Origin of the sequence: Flavobacterium aquatile LMG 4008 = ATCC 11947 (assembly GCF_000757385.1) — a bacterium.
Classification (GTDB): domain Bacteria; phylum Bacteroidota; class Bacteroidia; order Flavobacteriales; family Flavobacteriaceae; genus Flavobacterium; species Flavobacterium aquatile.
The window spans coordinates 431,074-453,526 of record NZ_JRHH01000004.1; the positions used below are offsets into that span (position 1 = coordinate 431,074).

Here is a 22,453-nt window from a genome sequence, read left to right on the forward strand (position 1 = left end):
TTTAAATTTTAATTAGTTCGCATTCATTAAGACAATTTCTCAAGCCTCACATTTATGAGAAAATATCATTGTTATTTAAATTTTATTATTGTTCGTCTTTCCAATTCAAACGATCCATTTGGTTATACTGCCACGGCGCGCCATTGTTTTCGATATTGGTCATCATTGCATTCAAAGATTGTGGCGCGGCACTTTGTTCCATTACAAGGAAACGACGCATGTCCATAATAATTGACAACGGACTAATATTTACTGGACATTCTTCTACGCAAGCATTACATGAAGTACATGCCCAAAGTTCTTCGGTTGTGATGTAATCATTTAATAACGATACATTATCTGGAATAAACACTCCTTTATTTTTATCGATATTTCTTCCTACTTCTTCAAGTCTATCACGAGTATCCATCATGATTTTTCGAGGTGACAGCTTTTTACCTGTTTGATTTGCAGGACAAGCCGAAGTACAACGACCACATTCAGTACAAGTGTAGGCGTTTAGTAATTGAACCCAATTTAAATCTTGTACATCAGAAGCCCCAAATTTACTTGGAACCGCATTTTCATCAACTGGTTGTGCAGCAAACGGATCGGCATTTGGATCCATCATCAATTTTACTTCATTGGTTACACTTTCTAAATTATCAAACTGTCCTTTTGGATTTAAATCGGCAAAATAGGTATTTGGGAAAGCCAATAATATATGTAAGTGTTTCGAAAAATATAAATAGTTTAAGAAAATTAGAATTCCGATAATATGTAACCACCAAAAAGTACGTTCTAGCATGAATACTAATTGTGTACTCATTCCGTCAAAAATTGGTGCTAAAAATTGAGAAACAGGAAACGAACCTGCTTTTTCATAATGACCAAAAACTTCAGGAAGATTTTGAAGATGCAAATCGGCAGCATTCATCAATAGGAACAAAGACATTAAAACTACTTCGAAATACAAAATGTAATTTGCATCATTCTTAGGTTTTCCTGCTAAATCTGAACTCGCAAATCGTTTTAGTTTAGTTACGTTTCTTCTAATCCAAAAAATCACAACTGCAACCAAAACTAATAAGGCTAAAATTTCGAAAGAAGCAATTAGAATATCATACAAACCACCCATGAATTTAAAAACTCGGTGTGTGTTGAAAAGTCCATCTATAATAATTTCTAATAACTCTAAATTGATGATTACAAATCCAACATAAACAATAATATGTAAAAATCCAGCGATTGGTCTTTTCACCATTTTGGATTGACCAAGCGCAATCATGGCCATGTTTTTCCATCTTTCGGAAGGGTTATCAGAGCGATTTACATCTTTACCAAGATTGATATTTCTAATTAATTTTTTGACATTAATAGTAAAATATCCAAATCCGATGATTAGAATAATTGCGAAGAAAATGGTAGCTAAAATTTGCATAATAGTAGTTTTATTCTATTTGATAGTATCGTTTTTAGGAGCAACGTAAGGTTTGTTTTTCTTTCCGAAAAGTGAAACATTGACATATCGTGTTGGGTTTAAACGTAAATCTTGTAATAATAATTCTAACTCTTTAGAAGTTTTAGTAAAGTTATTGTACATAGTTTCGTCTTTCAAAAGTTTACCCATTGTTCCTTTCCCAGATTCTAATTCGGCCATCATTTTATCAACGTTAGCCATCGTTTTTTCTAGCGATTTTACTGTTGGACCAAGATTTATTTTTGCTAATGAATCAGATACTTTTGAAAAATTTGCAGATGCTTTTTCTACATTAGTCATTGTGCTACCAATTTTACTTTTGTTCTCTGCAAGCATTGAATTGGTTGATTTAGCAACTTCTTTAAACTCGGCCATCACTTGGTTTAAATTTGCCAAACTACTTCTTAAATTTTCTTTGGTTTTTGCGTCTAATACTTGATTAACGTTGGTTATCATAATATTAGCATTTTCCAATAACTTATCAATTTTATCCGTCAATGGTTCCATTTTCATAGCCAATGAATCGGTTAAACCCATTTTATTTGATGCTTTAAGATAATCACCTGTTTCGGCAACTGATGTATCGGCTGTATTGGGAATGATTGCAATTTGCTTTCCACCTACCAAACTTGGAGCATACAATTCGGCTGCACTAGTTTTTGAAATTGGAAAATCTGATTTTAACTGCATTTCTACCAATAATTTTCCGGTTTTATTATTGATTTTAATCGTATTTACTTTTCCAATTGTTAAACCGTTTAAAGTTACTGGAGCCGAAGGAGCTAATCCTTCCACGTTGTCGTATTCTACATAAAACGTTTTATAATCTGTAAATAAATCTCTTCCTTTTAAAAAGCTATATCCCCAAATAAATAATAAGATGGCTGATATAACCAGTATGGCAGTTTTAATTTCTCTAGATATTTTCAAAATAATTTATTTTTTTGGCAAAATTAGTATTTTTTATTTGATTGCGTCTTGAATATTTATGCTTTTACCATCTTTAAATGCTATTAAATAAGCCGATGTAAAACCTTTTGCTTTGGCTTCTTGTAACAAACTTTTAGCAGTTTCATGACTAGATGTTGCTCCGTACATGTATTTGTACAAACCATTTTCAAACAAACTAGTGATATTTTGTAATCCTTTAAAGTTACTTGGAACCAACTCTAAATTTTTAGAACTAGCCGATAATTGTACTTTAAATATAATTCCGTTTTCGTCAGCTTTTGGCATTTCCTTGTTTTCGATAACAGTATCAGGCTGCACCACTTCGACAGGTTTTTCTACAATTCGTCGAACTGGTTTTTCAACTTTAGGTTCGTTAGGTTCTTCACCAAAAAACTCTCTTTTGTAACTTACTATAGCTTCTGCAATTCCTTGAGCAATATCGTCTTGTCCTTGTTCTGAATCCAATCGTGCGCCTTCTTCTTTATTAGAAATAAACCCCATTTCAATAAGAACTCTCGGCATGTAGGCTTTGTGCAATACCATAAATGGCGCTTGCTTCACTCCTCTACTTTTTAAGCCCATATCATTTTTAAAATTATCCTGAATTTTTCCTGCTAAAGCAATACTGTTTTCAAGAAACTCTTCTTGCATTAATGTCATTCCTATCAATGATTCGGGTGCATTTGGATTGTAACCTTCGTATTTTTGTTTGTAATCTTTCTCTAATGTAATTACCGAGTTCTCCTTTTTAGCCGCTTCAAGATTGGATGCATTTTTGGTTAAACCCATTACATAGGTTTCAGTACCATCGGGAACTGTATTTTTATTAGCATTACAATGAATCGATACAAAAATACTCGCATCGGCACGGTTAGCAATGTTAGCTCGTTCTACTAAATCGATAAAAACATCGGTTTTACGTGTGTAAATTACTTTGATATTTGGATTTTTCTCTAATATTTGGCCCACTTTTAAAACCACTTTAAGTGCAATATTCTTTTCAACGTGACCATGATAGGTGGCACCAAAATCGTGATCGCCGTGACCAGCATCAAGTGTCACCACAAATTTGTCGGTTTGCGCATTTACAGAACTGCAAAAAGTCAATACAATAAGCAGTTGCATTGCTAGTGAATTCTTAAATTTTGTTATCAATTTCAAAATATATATTTTTTATAAAATTAATTATTATTTTTCAATGCGTCATTTAAATTAATGCTCTTTTCATTTTTAAAAGCTACTACAAAAGCACTTTTATATCCTTTACTGACTGCTATTTCTTGCATTTTCTTAGCTTCATCATAACTTGATGTTGCACCATAAAAATACTTATATAATGTACTGCTTTTCGTTAAAGAAATGTTATTTAAACCTTTAAAATTTTTAGAAACTAAATCCAATTTAGTAGAACTTGCAGCAATTTGAACTTTAAAAACCACTTCATTAGGATTTGATGGTTTAGAAAACTCAACTTCTTTTTTGGTATAAACTTGTTCGCTACTAGCTGTTAATCTGCCATCACCAAAATATTCGTTTTTGTAATTGATGATTGCATCGGCTATTTCATTTGCCATTTTTTCTTGACCAGCATCTGAGTTTAGAAATTTTCCTTCTTCTTTGTTAGATAAAAAACCCAATTCAATGAGAACACTTGGCATGTAAGCAGCATCTAAAACCCATAACGGCTGTTGCTTTACACCACGAGTTTTTCTTTTTAAATTATGCGTGAAATTATTCTGAATTTTATTAGCTAAATTGATACTACTATTGAGGTTGTCTTCTTGCATAATAGTTAAGCCTATTAATGATTCAGGATTTTTAGGATTAAAACCTTTGTAGGTTTCCTTATAATTATCCTCCAAATAAATTACCGAGTTTTCGCTTTTTGCCACTTCAAGATTCATATCTGTTCGTGACAAACCCATAACAAATGTTTCTGTACCCGATGGACCAAAGTTTTTAACCGAATTACAATGAATGGATACGAATAAATTAGCATCATTCTTATTTGCTATTTTCGGACGGTTGGCCAACTCAATAAATTCATCGGAAACTCTGGTATAAATTACTTTAAAGTCTTTATCTTTTTCTAATTGCTTGCCTACTTTTAAAGTAGTTTTCAGTGCAATATCTTTCTCTTTAAATCCGTGGTACATATTTCCAGGATCTTTTCCACCATGACCAGCATCAAGAATAATTACGAACTTTTTATTCTGAGAATAAATGGTGTTCCCAAAAATAAAAGTTAAAAACAGTAGTAATATAGTGAAATTATATCTAATTTTCATTGTTAACGTTAATTTTAATTAAAACTGCTAGTTTATAATTTTATTATTTGTCTATTTTTGACGAAAAATAATATGTAAGTTTGGCAGTTCAAAAATCAAGCCATATTTTTACAAAAATAGTATTAAAACCTTTGCGTACAAACTTATTTTATATCGTTTTATTAGCCTATTTCCTAACAATTGGAAGTACACAATTATATTCGCAAGAATTACCAAAAAAGTCACAACCCATTCCTTCTAATAATCAGACACCTAAACCTGAAAAAGAGATATCTCCTGACGGAAAAATAGAAGAAGTACCGATTACAAAAACTGACACTATTAAAATAGATTCTTTAAAAAATAAAAAATCTACTCTTGAAGGTAAAGTAAAATACAAAGCAAAAAACTACGCAAAATTTGATCAGAAAAAACAAATACTAACGCTTAATGATGAAGCCGAATTGTTTTATTTGGACTACGAATTAAAAGCAGGTGTAATAGTTTACGATTATAAAAAGAACGAAGTCTACGCTGGTAGACTAAAAGATTCTACTGGAAAGTACATACAGCTTCCAGTTTTTAAACAAGGTGCTAATGTAATTGAACCCGATTCGATCCGATTTAACACAGTAACTAAACGAGCAATTGTATTTAATTCGAGAACCGAACAACAAGATTTTAGAATTAAAGCCGATATAACTAAGAAAGAAAATGATTCGGTTTATTTTATGAAAGGTGCCCGATTTACCACTTCTAAAGATATTGAAAATCCTGAGTACTATTTTTATACCAATAAGGTAAAATTTGTTCCAGGTAAAAAAGTAGTTGTTGGTGGAACCAATATGGTTATTGCCGATGTTCCTACTCCATTATTTTTACCCTTTGCCTTTTTTCCAATGACTGATAAAAGTCGTTCTGGAATTATTATTCCTAATTACAATTATACTTCGCAACGAGGATACACACTTCAAAACGGCGGCTATTATTTTGCTTTAAGCGACAATTACGATTTGGCCGTTCTAGGAGACTACTACACCAACGGAAGTTATGGCTTACGATTTGAATCGCGTTATGCTAAAATGTACAAATTCTCTGGAAACGTAAACATTCGATTTGAAAACCTTATTAATAGTGAGCGCGGTTATCCCGATTATGCCAAGACAAGTATTTACAATATTCAGTGGTCGCATGCTAAAGACGGAAAATCAAATCCAAATTCTAGATTTTCTGCTTCGGTCAACTTAGGAAGTAGTCGTTACTATCAGCAATCTTTAAATCAGGTGAATGTCGGTTCCAATTTGAATAACACTTTGAGTTCTTCCATATCCTATTCTACTTCATTTCAAACCGTTCCTGCGGTAAATTTATCCTTAACAGCAACGCATTCACAAAATACACAGACTCAGGAAATAAACATGACTTTGCCAACATTACAAGCCAGTGTAGATAGAATATTTCCGTTTGCTCCCAAAGATGGCGTTAAAAAAGGATTCTTTAAAAACATCAATTTACAATACAACTTAAGAGGAGAAAATCGTATCAAAACTAATGATTCGCTTTTCTTTAAATCAGAAATGTTTGATACGGCTTTAGCTGGATTTCAACATTCGATTCCATTATCTACCAACTTTAAGATATTCAAATATTTTAGTGCTTCTACTTCTTTTAATTATCAAGAAACTTGGCAATTTAAAACCATTAGAAAACAATTCAATCCATTAGAAAATGCTGTGGAAAACATAGACGTCAACGGATTTGACGCTTTTAGAACGTACTCTTTTTCTAATAGTGTTGGAACCACTATTTACGGAACATTCAATTTTGGTGAGGATAAAAAAATCAAATCGATTAGACACGTAATGCGACCAGCAATTTCGCATAGTTACACACCAAGTTTTGATAAATATTATGATACTTATGCTGCCGACGGAAGCGGAACCATGATTAAAGATTACACTAGATTTGAAGGTGGATTATTCGGAATTCCAGGTAAAAATTATTCTAACAATATAGGATTTAATTTAAGTAACACCTTTGAAGCTAAAGTAACCGATAGAGATTCTACTAAAACAGAACCTAAAAAAATCATGCTTATCAATAACTTAAATTTTTCTACCAGTTATGATATGGCAGCCGATTCTTTACGTTGGGCACCAGTTCGAATGAGTGGCGGAACACAATTATTTAAGCAAAAGATGAATGTGAACTTTGCAGCAACTTTAGATCCTTATGCCATTGACAATAATGGTAGACGTATAGATGTATTCAATATAAATAACGGCGGAAGTCTTTTTAGAATGAGTAGTGCCAACATGAACATTGGATATTCCATTGCAAGTACTGATGGTGATGGAAAAGACAAAAAGAAAAACGAACAAGGTGCGCGAAATGGTGGTCGAGAAGACGATTTATTTGGTTCGAATGCCGATTTAAGTGACCGACGCGAAAGTCAGTTTGGTGAAGATGATGAGGAATCCTTTTCGGAGTTTTATAAGTCAGAACTTCCTTGGGATATAACTTTTGCTTATTCGTTAACCTATAGTAATGCCGCACGTGAAAGTGAAATTGTAAACAACTCGGTGATGATATCTGCCAATACAAGTTTGACAACCAAATGGAAAGTGGGTGTTTCAACAGGTTACGATTTTGTGCAACGAGGCGTTACTTTTACGCAACTTCGATTGGAACGTGATTTATTGAGTTGGCGAATGGATTTCAACTGGGTTCCGTTTGGAGATTACACCTATTGGGGATTTTTTATTGGTATAAAAGCAAGTGTCTTGAGCGATGTAAAATGGGATAAACGCTCAATTCCAGATAGAACTTTGAGATAATTCTTTACAGAAAATAGATTATGAAAAAAATAATATTTACAGACAAAGCGCCTGCTCCTATCGGGCCTTATAATCAAGCTGTATTAGTTGGAAATACACTTTACACATCGGGGCAAATTGCTTTGAATCCAGAAACAATGGAATTGGTTGTATCCGATATTGAAACCGAAACCAAACAAGTAATGGAAAACATGAAAGCAGTTCTTGAAGCTGCCAACATGACTTTTGAAAACGTAGTAAAAACGACTATCTTCATTATGGACATGAATGATTTTGCAAGAATCAATACCGTTTACGGAAGCTACTTCGACGAAAAAACAGCTCCAGCAAGAGAAACTGTTCAAGTTGCCGGATTACCTAAAGGTGTGAATGTAGAAATTTCAATGACCGCTATTAAATAGTGCTCAGTGTTCAGGTTGCAGATTTCAGATTTCAGGTTGCAGTTTACATATTAAAATAACACAACAATCCTTGAGAGTTTTACTTTTAAGGATTTTTTTTATATTTACAGAATTAAAAAATAATTATGAAGAAAATAGTTTTATTAGTGCTGGCTACAGTATTAATGTCTACCACAACTAAAAATGCTAAACCTAATTTTATTGGAAAATGGACAGGTGACGATAATAAAGAAGTAGGTTACATCACGTTTGATAAAGAAGGTTATGCATCATTCGAAATGCAAGGTCAAGTTCTTGGCGGAAAAGAATTTGACATAAATGGCAAAAAAGGAAAAATGACGTATGTAATAAATACTAAAACAAATCCAATTCAAGTAGATTTTATTATCACTAACTTAGATACTGGCGAAGAAAAAAGAATGCTTTGCATTGCCGAATTTATCGACAAAAACACCATGAACTTTGCCTTGAATTTTGACAACATAAGACCAAAAGACTTTCTATCAAAAGATGCTATTGTACTAACAAGAGAAAAATAAAGATTTACAATAGTAAAATACAAAATCCTCATGAGCAAATGCTTTTGAGGATTTTTTTATTGATTTACCAATGTAATTACTCCCAACGTTAATTAGTTGCGAAAATTTGTTTCTGGTTACTATATAAAAGTTGTGCAATATTTTCATGAACTATCCGTTAAGAAATAACTTATGAAAAATATAACCTTACTCCTAGTTGCTTTATCTTTTATCAAAATTGAAGCTCAAAATGTTGCTCCAACAGTAAACTCCATTCCTTTTATTGAAGTAATTGGAACTGCTAAAAAGGAAATTGAACCCAATCAAATTTTTGTTTCAATAACATTGAGCGAAAAGTCAATTGACAATAAAAAATATTCTATTGAAGCTCAAGAAGAAAAATTGAAACAATCACTACAGAAATGGAATATAGATTTGACAAATTTAACATTGTCCGATTTTAATTCGAAAATAATTCGTGATAAGAAAAATGAAATTGGTTTTAAACAATCCAAAGAGTATGTTTTACTTTTGAAAAGTGCCGATGAAGTTTCAAAAATTTTCAAAGACCTGTTCGAAGCCAACATAAAAGAAGCAGATGTTATTAGTGTGCAGCATACCAATATTCTTCAATATGTCAAAGAAGCACGAATTGATGCCCTCAAAGCAGCCAAAGAAAAGGCACAATATTTAGTAGAAGCTATTGGAAATAAAATTGATCAACCATTAGAAATAATTGAACAAAGTCGTAATTCAGATGACTTTAATTACTATCGTGGAAACGTATATTTAAAAAAAGAAGAAGCGGAACAAACAATTTCATCAAGTGAATTTAAAAAGATTGTTATCAATATATCGTATAAAGTAAAGTATTCCATCAAGTAAAAATCATGCAATAGCCATTTATCTTTTTAAGATTGTTCGAACAAAAAACTCTTCAACTAAAAAGATGTAAAAACACAATACTCCTCAAGAGCAAATGCTTTTGAGGATTTTTTTATATATTTGAGAAATGTAAATTTTGATTTTATCAGACCTATACATCCAAAACTGGGTAGATAAGTCTGATTTTGTCAGACATATATACAAGTTGTGCGCTATTTTGAATCACGTTAACCGAGAGAAACTCTTTTAAAACAAATTAAACTATAAATGGGAAGTTTTTTAAACATAAATTTAGACGGGAAAATTGACACCAACTTTTTTATCAAACACATTTTTTTTAGTTTCTTTTGGGTTTTAGGCATTCTAATTTTCATCTTTAGATTTGACATTTTAATTAATAATGAATATTCCAGTTCACTCAATTGGCTTCATATAAGTATCCCAACTTTATACTTTCTACTTTTAATTATATATTTCTGCTTTATAAAATGGTATTATATCGTCGCTTTTATTTTTTATCCATTTTTAATGTTCTTTTGGTTTTTGCCAAAAACAATTTTAAGTGTTGGGAAAGTTTATTTATTAGGAACTTATTTGAATTGGATTTTTTCAAAACTTTCTAATTTTAAACTTTTCATTTTCAATATATTCTTTCTTCTTTTTTCTTTTATATTCTTTATTACAGTCAATGAAAATTGGACAAGATGGCTTTTTATAATCTGTTTATCTTACTTCTATTTAGTCTATTTGTACAAATTTTTAATAAAATCGTTTAAAAAACCAACATTATTTGGCGCTGATATTGATGAAGTTTTTTCAAAATTAATAAATGATAAAAGCCCTGAAAATTCACTTGTAATAAAATCATATATTATTCAAAAAGAAGATGAAAAATTGGAAGAATATTTATTGAAAGAGGTAAGAATCAAGAGAATGCTTTTAGCAAATTATGCTATTGAACTTTTGTCAAAAAGACTAAATGGTTATAAAGGCCAACAAGCTTATATAATCTCGTGGATTTTTGGAGCTATGATGTTCTTTTTATCATCAATAATTTTCTTTTGGTTTTTAAATTTTCAGTTATATAAAATTGACCATTCAAATTTTAACTATACAGGAACTTCAACAAGCTTTGACTTTTTATATTATACAATCAAAACAATAACTTTTGGTGATATTGAACTCATTAAACCCATAAGTGTATTAGCTCGTATAAGCGAAACTTGCTCTTTTTTCACTATTGGAATATTTTTTCTTGTAATAGTTGTTTCAATTGTTCTTTCTATGAAACAAGACAAAGTAAATGAAAATGTAAAATTGACAACTGAACTAATGAACAGCGAAAGTTTGACTTTGATAACATATATGAAAGAGGAATTTGGCTTGGAAATTAAATCAGCTTTTGGAGAAATAAAAAATATAGATGATTCATTAAAAAAATTAAAAGATATAATCGACAAAATATTTTAGAAAAAAAACAGCACACAACAGCCGTTTGGCGCAATGGCTGGTTTTGCTTTTCTTAGCCGGAAATTACTAAGTTGAAATTTTGCTTATCTTTAGAACAAATTATTAAAAAAGTCGCCACTGACGCCAAGCGCCGGAACGTTACCAGTAATTACCAAAACCCTGATTATGAATTGGATAAAAGATATATTTAACACCAAAAGTGATTACATGTTCAAAGTTGGAGATTGGATTAATTCATATAATAAAGGAATTCACAGAATTGAAAAAATAGTTGATGAATATTTTGACGAGAGTTCAACCGAAGTAAATAGAATTGGTGAAATGGCTCCAAATAAAACGATAGTTTCCAAACGTTTTCTCAATTCTAAATTCAAAAAATCAATTAGTTATGATTCGTGCAGTGATTTTTTTGTTTCAAAAATTAACGCAGAACAAAAAGCAGAAATTCAAAAGTTTATAAGTGAAAACCCAAATGCAATTTTGGAACTTGATGCTTATGAAATTCCAGAAACTCAGGAGGTTTATAATTCCCAATTGAAAATCGACAATGAAAAAGATTTAAAATCAATTTTAAAAATAATAGATTTCGTTGAAACTGGAAAAACATACATTGAAATTTTTAATGAAATGCAAAGGCTTGAATTGGAGCATTTGAAACCCGAAAGGTTTGGCAATTATTACTTTCAATTTATAAGCTACAATAACGAATATAAAAACAAAAGAAAAATCTGGAGAAAGGCAATTTTGACAAAGATTCAATAGTAACTGCTGGTAACAGCCGTTTCTCGCAATTGCGAATTTTGTAGTAAATTCACGTTTACATTTCGCAAGAAATTTTATCTTTTACAGAAAATAATTGTTTCAGTGGTTCTCAACAGCACGAAGTTGTAGAACTTTAATAGCAAGTTTTTGAACTCAAGTCATAAAATTACGATAATGAATTTATACTTACTATTTTTTGTTTTTGTACTTTTATCAATAGCGGTATTTTACGTATATACTGAAATCCAAGATCAAAAATTACTTAAAACAGTAACAAATGTAAATCGTGGAACAAGGTCAGAACGAAAAATGGTTTTACGTCTTTTAAAATCAGGAATTAAACCTACCGCAATTTTTCATGATTTATATTTACATAATGGAAACGGAACTTATTGTCAAATAGATTTAGTCGTTGCTACAAAAGTTGGAATAGTAGTTTTCGAAATAAAAGAATATAGCGGTTGGATTTTTGGGACTGAAAACCAGAAAAACTGGACACAAATATTAGCTTATGGTAAGCAAAAATATCAATTCTATAATCCAATACTCCAAAATAAAAAGCACGTTGAAGATTTAAAAAAGTTTTATCATTTTGACAACATACCTTTTTTTTCATTGATAGTATTTTTTGGCAATTGCAAATTAAAAAAAACTCTTGATTTGCCTCGACACACTTTTTTAATTAAGTCTTCAAAAGTAATAGATAGATTTAACGAAATCATTCAAAACAATCAACCAGCAAATTACGGAGATAAATGGGAAATTGTTAATTTGCTTAAACAAGCAGTTAGGAATGGTGAAAATTCTATTATAGTTGAAAAACATATAGAAAATATCGAGAAACTTAAAAATAGATATAAATTTTTCAATTAAATAAACATTCTATTTCTCTTGAAATCTTTTATAAGTAAGAAAAAATCGTTCAAACTACCTCTTCTTACAATCCCCAAAAGCCTCCATACTTTTGTAGTACTCTTTCTACAAAATTTAACAAACTGCCAATACCATTTTTAAGTACATTTGAATATATAAACACTTAAAAATCATTATCATGGCATCAACATCAGAAACAGGGCACGCTAAAAATGTAGCTAACTTTCAAGACCTAATTGAATTCGTTACAGGTTATGGACCAACCTACAATCCATCAAAATTCAGCTTACAATTACCACAACTCATTGCATTAAAAGCAACAGCCGAGAATACTTTGGTAGACGTAATCTTAAAAAACACCAACTTCAACAACAAAGTAAACGAACGTTTCACCGCCTTCAGCGGTTTAAAGTCGCTTTCTACTCGCCTATTCAATGCCTTGCAAACTACCGATGCAACACCAGAAACCATTGGCAACGCCAAAACATTCAACCGCAAAATGCAAGGTAAAAGAGCATCGGCCTCACAAACACCAAACGATCCAAACACACCAGCACCAAACACCATTTCAACAAGCCAACAATCCTACGACCAACTCATTCAGCATCTCGCTGGTCTAAACTCGGTACTAGCAACCGAACCAAGTTACGCACCCAACGAAACCGATTTACAAGTAGCAACAATCCAAGCTAAAATTGCCGATTTATCTGCCAAGAATACAGCCGTTGCAACTGCCTACACCAGCATCAGCAATTCAAGAATTGCAAGAAACGAAACATTATATACTTCATCAGCGTCATTAATTGCAACAGCCAACGAAGTAAAGAAATACGTTAAAGCAGTATTTGGAGCAAGCAGTCCACAATATGCGCAAGTAAGTGGTATAATATTCTCAAAACTTCGATTATAAAGCACCAACAATAAAAAAGAAAATAAAAAGAATAAAACGTAGTACTAACCTACTATGTTTTATTCTTTTTTGCTTTTAGTTGCAAGCCATCCATTTAACAAAACCTGCTACTCCATTTAAAATAATCCATAACAGTTTTTAAAATAGAACGCAACACTTTAAATAACATCAATATCAATTTAGATTTCCAGCACATCAATTTAGATTTAGAGCATATCAATTTAGATATAGAGCACATCAATTTAGATTTAGAGTATGTCAATTTAGATATAGAGCATATCCATTTAGATTTAGAGCATGTCCATTTAGATTTAGAGCATGTCAATGTAGATTTAGAGCATATCAAGTTAGATTTAGAGCATGTCAATTTAGATTTAGAGCAAGTCAATGTAGATTTAGAGCATGTCAATTTAGATATAGAGCATATCAATTTAGATATAGAGCATATCAAGTTAGATTTAGAGCATGTCAATGTAGATTTAGAGCATCTCAATTTAGATATAGAGCATATCAAGTTAGATTTAGAGCATGTCAATGTAGATTTAGAGCATCTCAATTTAGATTTAGAGCATATCCATTTAGATTTAGAGCATGTCAATGTAGATTTAGAGCATGTCAATTTAGATATGAGCCATGTCGATATGAAAACTATTTTTGACACTAAAAATAAAAAAACTCCCAAAATAAATTATTCTGGAAGTCTCTTTATTTATAAATTATTTTATATCAATAAGAAGTCAATCACTAAGGACTATTAACTAATCACTAATCACTATTCACTAATCACTATTCACTAATCACTATTCACTAATCACTAATCACTATTCACTAATCACTAATCACTAATCACTATTCACTAATCACTAAGGACTAAAAACTAATTCCCTTTCTTCAAGAACTCAATCAAACCTTTAAAATACGTTTCTTGATCATCATAAAGCGACATGTGACTTCCGTTGGCACAATATAAGTAGCTACCGTTTTTAAATTGGGTTGCCATCCATTTCATGTATTCGGGATCCATCGTGTCATATTTTGCTCCAACCACTAAAGTCGGAACTGTAATAGTTGGTAATTCTTTAGAAACATCCCAATTAGTCAATTTACCAGAAATTCCCAACTCACTTGGACCTTGCATCGTGATATATAATGACGAATTTAATCTTCCCATAGAACGATTTACAGGTTCTGGCCATTCGGTAACAGGCATTCTAAGAATGTGTTTGTTGTAAAAATGTTCCATCAACAATCCCATGTACTTCGGATTGGTATAGTCTTTTTTAGCTTCCAAATCCTTCACCGTTTTAAGTACATCTTGAGGCATTTGCTTTGCTAAAACCTTAGAATATTCACCATACTTAGGACAACTAGCCATCATGTTAGAAACTATTAAACCTTTTAAATTATCTTGATATTTCAACGCATATTGCATTCCTAAAATGCCACCCCAAGAATGACCCAATAAGTAAAAGTTATCTTTATTCAGGTTTAATGCTTTTCTAACTTGCTCCACTTCTTCTACATATCGAGGCAAATCCCACATAGTAGTATCGTTTGGATTATCAGAGAAACCAGTTCCCAATTGATCGTAATAAATAAATTCTATGCCTTCTTTTGGTAAGAAACTTTCCATCGCTTCAAAATATTCGTGCGACATTCCAGGTCCGCCATTCAACAGCAACAACTTAATCTTCGGATTGTTTCCAATGCGTTTGGTCCAAACATTAAACTTCCCTTTTGGAGTAGTAATCGAAATCATTTTAACACCACCATTTTTTACTCCTTTAGTATCATCTGCAAAATAAGTTGATACTTCTTGCTCCTTTTTACAGGAAAAAAGAGTTGTAATAATTAAAAGAACTATAATTTTTAGCTTCATCTTTTGGTTGGTTTTTGGTTATATTCTGTTATAATACATAGCTTTTACAATTCCGTCCGACAATCCAATCTTTGGAACATAAATTTGTCGTGCGCCACTCCATTTCATCGCATTAAGATAAATTCGAGTTGCCGGAATAATTACGTCGGCACGGTCAGTATTCAATCCTATTTCAGAAATTCGTTGTTCATAAGTTAGCGAACTCAAATATTGGTATTGCGAATTTAAATATAAAAACGACAACGGTTTATCTTGTTGTTTACCCGATAATTTAAACAATTTATTGATGTTTCCACCCGAACCTATTAGCGTAATATTATCGAATGGTTCGCAAGTAGTTTTAATCCATTTCTCAATTTCCAGCCACACAATATCGTTTACCATATCATTTAATAAACGAACAGTTCCGTTTTTAAACGACTTGGATGCTACAATTTTTCCGTCGTCAAATAATGAAAATTCGGTACTTCCGCCACCAACATCTACATATAAATACGTTTTATCGATAGTTAGTAAACTATTTAAATCGGAAGAAGCGATAATTGCAGCTTCCATTTTTCCGTCAATAATATCAATATCAATCTCCGATTTTTCGCGGATAATTTCGGTTACTTCTTTACCATTATAAGCTTCACGCATCGCCGATGTGGCGCAAGCTTTATATCTTTCTACTTTGTAAACTTTCATTAATAATCGAAAAGCTTCCATAGCATCCACCATTCGATCTATATTTTCTTGTGATATTTCGCCAACAGTAAAAGCATCTTGACCCAAACGAATAGGCACACGAATAAGCGCCGATTTATTGAACTGCGTTTCTTTTCCGGCCTGTTCGACAACGTTGGTAATAAGCAATCTCATGGCATTAGAACCAATATCGATTGCGGCATATTTTTTTATTGAAATCATTAATTGAACTTATTTGGGAGCAAAAATTAGCTATTTGTATTATCGTCTTGTTGGTTTTTATAATAGTTGTAAGTTTCATGTTGTGCTCTAAAGACCACATCGTTTTCTTTACGAACTCTATATTTATTATCGAGTTTCTCCGAATGAAATCTAGCTTTTACATTGCCTTTCCAACCTACTTCAAAGGTATCAATTAATTGCTTTTTAATATCATCTTGATAAATTGGGCAGGTTACTTCTACTCGACCATCAAGATTACGGGTCATAAAATCGGCCGAAGAAATAAATACATCTGGATTATCATCATTGCAAAAAATAAAAACACGAGTATGTTCTAGGTAATTATCAACAATACTAATCGCTTCTATGTTTTCGCTCATACCTTTCACACCCGGAATAAGCGAACAGATTCCTCGAATTTGCAATTTCATCTTTACTCCTGCATTACTTGCATCATATAATTTATCAATCATTTCAAAATCGGATAAACTATTCATTTTTAAATTGATATAAGCTGGTCGTCCTGCGTTGGCATTGTGAATTTCTCTATCAATTAACTTGTAAAATTTAGAACGAGAATAATGTGGTGAAACAATTAAATGCTTGTAACGATGCAATCTATAATTGATATCAAAGAAGTCGAAAATCTTCGAAACGTCTTTTAATATTTGCTGATGACTAGTCATTAAAGTAACATCGGTATATACTTTAGCAGTTGATTCGTTGAAATTTCCTGTTGAAATAAATCCGTAGCGTTTGTTTTTTCCATCTTCCAATCTGTCGATTACACAAATTTTGCTGTGTACTTTTAATCCTTTTATTCCAAATATTAATTCGATGCCTTCTTGTTGCATTTGCTCGGCATAAGAAATATTATTGGCTTCATCGAAACGTGCTTGAAGTTCGATTTGTACTACAACTCGCTTTCCGTTTTTGGCTGCGTTGATAAGCGAACTAATGATTTGCGAATTTTTGGCTAAACGATACAACGTAATTTTAATAGAAGACACTTTTGGATCTAAAGCTGCTTCGCGCAAAAATTTGATTAAGTAAGCAAACGATTGATATGGAGCAAAAATCAAATAATCTTTCTTGTCAATTCGGCTTAAAATACTACCTTCAAATGACAAGCCTTCTACCGGAAGTGGCTTTTTCTGTTGGTACAATAAGTCAAATCTACCAAGGTTAGGAAAATCCATATAGTCGCGTCGGTTGTGGTATCGTCCACCAGGAATAATACTATCGGTCGATTCGATTTTCATTCTGCTTAAGAAAAACTTCAAAGTATCTTTATCAATTTCAGTATCATAGACAAAACGCACTGGCTCACCAATTCTTCTTTCTTTTACAGAAGTAGCGATTTTTTGCAACATACTTTTGCTCATGTCACTATCAATATCTAATTGTGCATCACGAGTAATTTTTATCATGTGTGCAGAAATACTTTCGTAATCAAAAATATTGAAGATATTACCTAAGTTATAACGGATAACGTCATCAAGTAGCATCAAATACTTTTTACCATCAATTTCTGGAAGTACCACAATTCGATTAATCGTTTTTGGAATTTCAATAATGGCATAACGAACCTCTTTTTTAGGTTTTACTAATCCGAGAACTTTAGGTTTTTCGTCGGTTTTCATTACCAATTTAATGGCTAAATATCCAGAGGTATCTTTTAGTAATGGAAATTCTGCAAGGTCATTTAATATAATTGTTACTAGTTCTGGACTCACTTTTTGAATGAATAAATCATGAACAAAAAGTTGATGTTCTTGACAAAGTTGCGACTCGTTAACGGTAAAAATATTTTCTTTCTCGAGTTGTTTTTCGATGATACTTAAAACTTTTAAACTCTCGGCTTGTTGTTTAATAACAATTTCTGTAATATCTTTTACTAATTGTTGGGCCGAAATTCCTCCTAAAATTTTCTCACCGGTTACACCAGATAAGCTCAAACGTCTTATTGCTGCAAATCGAACTCGGAAGAATTCGTCTAAGTTATTTGAAAAAATCCCTAAAAATCGAAGTCGGTCTAACAACGGAACATTTCCGTCTGCTGCTTCTTGTAAAACTCTGGCGTTGAAGGTTAACCAACTTTTTTCTCTATCTATGTATCTGTATTTTTTGTCGTGACTCATAATTAAATATCTCTTGGAACAATAATTTCAATGGTTTTTCCTTTACTGATTTTTGACCAAGAATCGGTATCAAAATCAATCGATACAAATCCTGCAGTTGGTACATTATCAATAAAAACATCCCCAAATTTATTAACAAAATCTGTAATTGCATTATTATGTCCAAAAAGAATTAGATTATTACAGTCATTTTGGCAAGATTTAACAATTTGTTCAAGTTCTGCAGAATCAAAAGTGTACAATTCCTTAATAATTTCAATTTTGCTAACATTCCATCCCCAATTTTCTAGAAATAGAATTGCAGTTTTGTGAGCTCTTTTGGCATAACTCGACCAAACTACTGCATCAGAATTTACCATTTTTTTTGTAAATAAAGCAACCTTCAAAGCTTTTACTATTCCTTTTTGAGCTAAATCTCTTTTTGAATCAATAACGGGTTCATCCCAACTTGATTTTGCATGTCTAATTAGTATTAAGGTTTTCATTTTTTGTAATAATTTTAATACAATAATTAATTAAAAATGTATTTTAACAGCTATTTTATGCATTTAATCGATTTTTTTCTTGTCGGAATGAAAAATGCAATTTACATTCGAATAATTTTAAATAGGAAATCAAATAATAAACAACTCTAAAATAAGAAAAAAATAGCTCTAAAAATAAATTGTCAAAAAAGTAGAATAAATTCTACGTAAATATAGAATAAACTCACTAAACGAATACGTTTCATCGCAATAAGTTCAAAAAAAATGTACTTTATCGAGTTTTAGTGCTATTAATAGATTTTATTAATCTAATATAAACAATAGATATAATTTAGTCGAAAATTTGGTTGGCAATAGTAAGCTAACAGTAATATAAATAAAAAAATTATGAAAAATTTAGTAATTGTTGAACTTAATAAAATGAGATCATTAAAAAGTTTGAAAAACTTAGGTAAAAGAAATTTTATACTAACTGTTTTGCTTTTAATTGCTACTGTTGGTGGATATGCACAAAACAACAGAGTAATGAATGTAAATGATTTCATTAACAATTTATCTTCTACTTCAAATACTGAACAAATATCAAAATTAAAAAGCTATTTAAAAGACCTAAAACCTACAGTTTACGTAGATAACGGTGTTATTACAAAAAAAACAGATAACCCAGCATGTATTTTTACTGATGTTAAGTCAATTAAATCAATCAATACCATTGGTTTAGACAATAGAAATATTGAATACGTTTCAATAAAAGTTAAATCAAAAAGTGACATTGTTTCACCTGTTGACTTAGGTGTTTTTAATGAATTTCCTAATTTAAAGTACATCCTATTGGTCTTTGAATTTGAAATAAGCCGATCAGCAGCAGAAACGTCTGTTATTAAAGCGAGTGAGAATCAATCTGTTTTATATAAAGTTGAAATACAATCATAATAAGAATAATTAAAAAGATGATTGTTAAAAAATTAAAGTACATTTTTATGAAAAATAATTACACCAATTTCAAATCTATTACAAAATCTAGCTTATTAATAGCTTCTTTTTTGTTATTACTTTGTAATGTAACTTCTTTATATGGACAGGTAAAAGTTCCGTTTACACAAAGAACATCTGTATATTCTCCTACCAAAAAAATATACAATGTAAAAGGAGATTTTACAATGGCTGGGAATACCAATTTAACTTTGGATAATTATGGTGATGAAACATCAAACAACAACAACATGAAATATGTTGACGTTGATGGAGTTGCGTCTACATGGAACTCATCATCGTCTAATTTAGTATTTTCAAATGAGTTTGGAGCAGATCCAAACTGTTCCAACATTGTTTATGCTGGTTTATATTGGACTGGTCGTGCCTCTAATGGTGCTGATAGTCCGAATATTTTTACGGCATCAAGACAAGTTCCAGGTCCAAATGCAACAATAAACAACAATTACACAATTGGACATAATCAATCTGTAACCAATACATCATACACATTAAATGTAACAAGAGATGATCCTTCAAATAATAATAGAAGTCCAATCTATACATTTTCTAACGGAACAAATACTTACGTTTTCCGTTTTACAAATAACACCGGAGCAAATAGAGTAACTGTTTCTGTAAATGGTGGTTCTGCTACTAATGTTGGTGTTTCTTATTCAACAAGTGGATCTAATGGTACTGCAACATTCAATACACCTTATCAAATAAATGATGGTTCTGTAATATTAAGAATTAATAGTTTAGTAAGAGATACTGGTACAGGTAACGGAACAACTACTACACAAAATACATCTTTTGCTAATGTGAACGTTAGTGGAACTATTCCAACATTTATCACCGAAAATAAAACTTTTAATAAAAGAGTTGTTTCTTTAAAAGGTCCAGCTTCGTCTTCATATACAACAGTAACAGCTAATACAAATGACATCTATTATCCAACAACAGAAGATGGTTTTATGTATTCTGCATATGCTGAAGTTACTGATTATGTAAGAGCAAATGGATTGGGAGCATATACTGTTGCCGATATTGCTGTTATCGAAGGTAATGGTGGTGGAACAGGTTACTATGGCGGTTGGGGATTAGTAGTAGTTTATGAAAACTCAAAAATGAAATGGAGAGATGTGACTATATTTGACGGTCACTCTTATGTTGCTGGTAGTGTTACTGCCGATTTTGAAATTCCAGTTTCTGGATTTAATACTGCACCATCTGGATCAATTAATATGAAGTTGGGTATGATTGCTGGTGAAGGAGATAGAAATATTTCTGGTGATTACTTTCAAATAAGAGATTATACTGATACCAACTGGATTCCTTTAAATCATTCAGGTAATTCAACTGGTAACTTCTTTAACTCTTCTATTTTTACTGGAGGTAATACAAGAAATCCTAACTTGTTAAATAATACTGGTTTAGATATTAGTATGTTCAACATTCCTAATAGCGGAAATAGCGTTATTACTAATGGTCAAACTTCTACTAAATTCAAATATGGCTCAACTCAAGATACATTTGTAATTTTCAATATTACAATGTCTGTAGACGCCTATGTTCCAGATGATGAAGGTGTTTTAATTGCAACAGCTGTTAATAATGTACCAATTACAAACCCTTCATACACAACTTTACCAGGTGATATAGTTTCTTTTAGCTTGAATATTAAAAATCTTGGTACTGAAGCAATTAATAATCATAAAATTGTAATTCCAATACCTTACAATGCAAGTTATGTTGTTGGTTCTGCAACTGGTAATGTTTTATTTTCACCGCTTCCTACTCCTAATAACATCTATTTTGATGCAAATTTAGGTGCAACTGGTTCTATTGTTTGGGATTTTGGTACTTTACCATTACCAGCAAATGCTTCTACTTTACTAGCTAATTTAACTTTTAAATTAAAGACTACTACAGACTGTGCTATTCTACAAAATTTAGCATGTGGTAATCAAATAAGTATAAACGGATATACTTCGGGAGTTGGTGCGATTACTAATATTCCTATAACAAATAGTCCGTTCATTCAAGGATATACTCAAAATGGAAGCTGTATTGGAGAACCAATTCCACAACCATTGAATGTTCCCATAAATGGAACTGCATATGTTAACCAAAATTGTTTGAATCAACCAATAGTTAGAAATTTTACTTTTTGTAATTCAAGCACTACAGTAGCTATTTCAGAAATTGCTTCAAATTTCCCACTTGGTTCTACTTTTTACAATGAGTTTCCAATTACGCCAACATCAACTCAGTATAATACTACAACTCCGTTGCCATTAGTTTCAGGAACTACTGTAACTTTTCATGCAGTACCACCATTTACAACTAATTGCTCTTTCCCTTTTACATTAACCAAATGTGGTGTTATTGTAGCTAATAATGATACTGGAGCTTCTGTTAACGGATTTACAGGTGGAACTTCATTTACTAATGTTTTAACAAATGATACATTAAATGGTAATCCTGTCGTTGCTTCTCAAGTAAATACAACTTTTGTATCTTCTACAAATCCTGGTGTAACATTATCAGGTACTAATGTTGTAGTTGCTGCTGGAACTCCTTCTGGAAATTATACATTAACTTATCAAATATGTGAAATTGCAAGTCCTGCTAATTGTGATACTGCGACTGTAACCGTTACAGTAACAAATCCAGTAATTAATGCTGTAAACGATGCTGGAACTTCTGTTAACGGATACACTGGTGGAAC

The 22,453-nt window shown here is 31.5% G+C and carries 17 protein-coding genes and 1 pseudogene; 10 read left to right on the forward strand and 8 right to left on the reverse strand.

All coding sequences use genetic code 11. From position 1 onward, the window contains the following. Window positions 1–85: 85 nt before the first annotated feature. From LG45_RS11820 to LG45_RS11835, 4 genes are read right to left on the reverse strand one after another with little or no spacing between them, the layout of a single operon-like run. The gene (locus LG45_RS11820) at window positions 86–1,420 is read right to left on the reverse strand and encodes a 4Fe-4S dicluster domain-containing protein (protein WP_035127451.1); all 1,335 of its coding nucleotides are present in this window, start codon (window positions 1,418–1,420) and stop codon (window positions 86–88) included. A 15-nt stretch (window positions 1,421–1,435) separates the two neighbouring features. Continuing rightward, window positions 1,436–2,389: an MlaD family protein gene (locus LG45_RS11825; protein ID WP_035127453.1), complete on the reverse strand. Its 954-nt coding sequence runs from the start codon at window positions 2,387–2,389 to the stop codon at window positions 1,436–1,438. 33 nt (window positions 2,390–2,422) lie between these two features. Next, window positions 2,423–3,571 carry an N-acetylmuramoyl-L-alanine amidase family protein gene (locus tag LG45_RS11830; protein ID WP_373862633.1) on the reverse strand — a complete coding sequence of 383 codons (1,149 nt, stop codon included), beginning with the start codon at window positions 3,569–3,571 and terminating at the stop codon, window positions 2,423–2,425. Window positions 3,572–3,591: 20 nt separating this feature from the next. Beyond that, window positions 3,592–4,698, reverse strand: coding sequence for an N-acetylmuramoyl-L-alanine amidase (locus LG45_RS11835; RefSeq protein ID WP_089046933.1), 1,107 nt, complete (start codon window positions 4,696–4,698; stop codon window positions 3,592–3,594). 131 nt (window positions 4,699–4,829) lie between these two features. On the opposite strand from LG45_RS11835, the gene LG45_RS11840 reads away from it, so the two are divergent. The 8 genes from LG45_RS11840 to LG45_RS11875 all read left to right on the forward strand — a co-directional run bounded on the left by LG45_RS11840 (window position 4,830) and on the right by LG45_RS11875 (window position 13,333). Beyond that, the gene (locus LG45_RS11840; protein ID WP_081932078.1) at window positions 4,830–7,514 is read left to right on the forward strand and encodes a putative LPS assembly protein LptD; all 2,685 of its coding nucleotides are present in this window, start codon (window positions 4,830–4,832) and stop codon (window positions 7,512–7,514) included. A gap of 20 nt (window positions 7,515–7,534) precedes the next feature. Further along, window positions 7,535–7,915, forward strand: coding sequence for a RidA family protein (locus LG45_RS11845; RefSeq protein WP_035127456.1), 381 nt, complete (start codon window positions 7,535–7,537; stop codon window positions 7,913–7,915). Between the two features lie 125 nt (window positions 7,916–8,040). After that, complete coding sequence (locus LG45_RS11850; protein WP_035127457.1) at window positions 8,041–8,454, forward strand: hypothetical protein; 414 nt, start codon at window positions 8,041–8,043, stop codon at window positions 8,452–8,454. 171 nt (window positions 8,455–8,625) lie between these two features. Beyond that, window positions 8,626–9,318 (forward strand): SIMPL domain-containing protein, encoded by a 693-nt coding sequence (locus LG45_RS11855; protein WP_035127458.1) that lies wholly within the window; start codon window positions 8,626–8,628, stop codon window positions 9,316–9,318. Between the two features lie 894 nt (window positions 9,319–10,212). Next, entirely contained in the window at window positions 10,213–10,788 is a 576-nt protein-coding gene (locus tag LG45_RS16665) for a hypothetical protein (protein ID WP_240471875.1), read from the forward strand. A gap of 165 nt (window positions 10,789–10,953) precedes the next feature. Further along, the gene (locus LG45_RS11865; protein ID WP_035127460.1) at window positions 10,954–11,550 is read left to right on the forward strand and encodes a PCI domain-containing protein; all 597 of its coding nucleotides are present in this window, start codon (window positions 10,954–10,956) and stop codon (window positions 11,548–11,550) included. 174 nt (window positions 11,551–11,724) lie between these two features. Further along, entirely contained in the window at window positions 11,725–12,423 is a 699-nt protein-coding gene (locus LG45_RS11870; RefSeq protein WP_052087575.1) for a nuclease-related domain-containing protein, read from the forward strand. A gap of 178 nt (window positions 12,424–12,601) precedes the next feature. Beyond that, a complete protein-coding gene (locus LG45_RS11875; protein ID WP_035127461.1) occupies window positions 12,602–13,333 on the forward strand; it encodes a hypothetical protein in 732 nt (243 codons plus the stop codon). Between the two features lie 877 nt (window positions 13,334–14,210). Here LG45_RS11875 and LG45_RS11880 read toward each other — a convergent pair. The 4 genes from LG45_RS11880 to LG45_RS11895 are packed head-to-tail and all read right to left on the reverse strand — an operon-like array spanning window position 14,211 to window position 18,747. Next, a complete protein-coding gene (locus LG45_RS11880; RefSeq protein ID WP_035127462.1) occupies window positions 14,211–15,212 on the reverse strand; it encodes a proline iminopeptidase-family hydrolase in 1,002 nt (333 codons plus the stop codon). Between the two features lie 18 nt (window positions 15,213–15,230). Further along, window positions 15,231–16,121 carry a Ppx/GppA phosphatase family protein gene (locus LG45_RS11885; RefSeq protein ID WP_035127463.1) on the reverse strand — a complete coding sequence of 297 codons (891 nt, stop codon included), beginning with the start codon at window positions 16,119–16,121 and terminating at the stop codon, window positions 15,231–15,233. A 26-nt stretch (window positions 16,122–16,147) separates the two neighbouring features. Next, a complete protein-coding gene (gene ppk1 / locus LG45_RS11890; protein WP_035127464.1) occupies window positions 16,148–18,262 on the reverse strand; it encodes a polyphosphate kinase 1 in 2,115 nt (704 codons plus the stop codon). 2 nt (window positions 18,263–18,264) lie between these two features. Further along, window positions 18,265–18,747, reverse strand: a complete 483-nt coding sequence (locus tag LG45_RS11895) for a SixA phosphatase family protein (RefSeq protein WP_035127465.1) — start codon at window positions 18,745–18,747, stop codon at window positions 18,265–18,267. Window positions 18,748–19,134: 387 nt separating this feature from the next. On the opposite strand from LG45_RS11895, the gene LG45_RS11900 reads away from it, so the two are divergent. Both LG45_RS11900 and LG45_RS16150 read left to right on the forward strand, forming a co-directional pair. After that, window positions 19,135–19,680: a hypothetical protein gene (locus LG45_RS11900; protein WP_035127466.1), complete on the forward strand. Its 546-nt coding sequence runs from the start codon at window positions 19,135–19,137 to the stop codon at window positions 19,678–19,680. Between the two features lie 47 nt (window positions 19,681–19,727). Then, window positions 19,728–22,453, forward strand: a pseudogene (locus tag LG45_RS16150) (hypothetical protein); the annotation flags it as partial.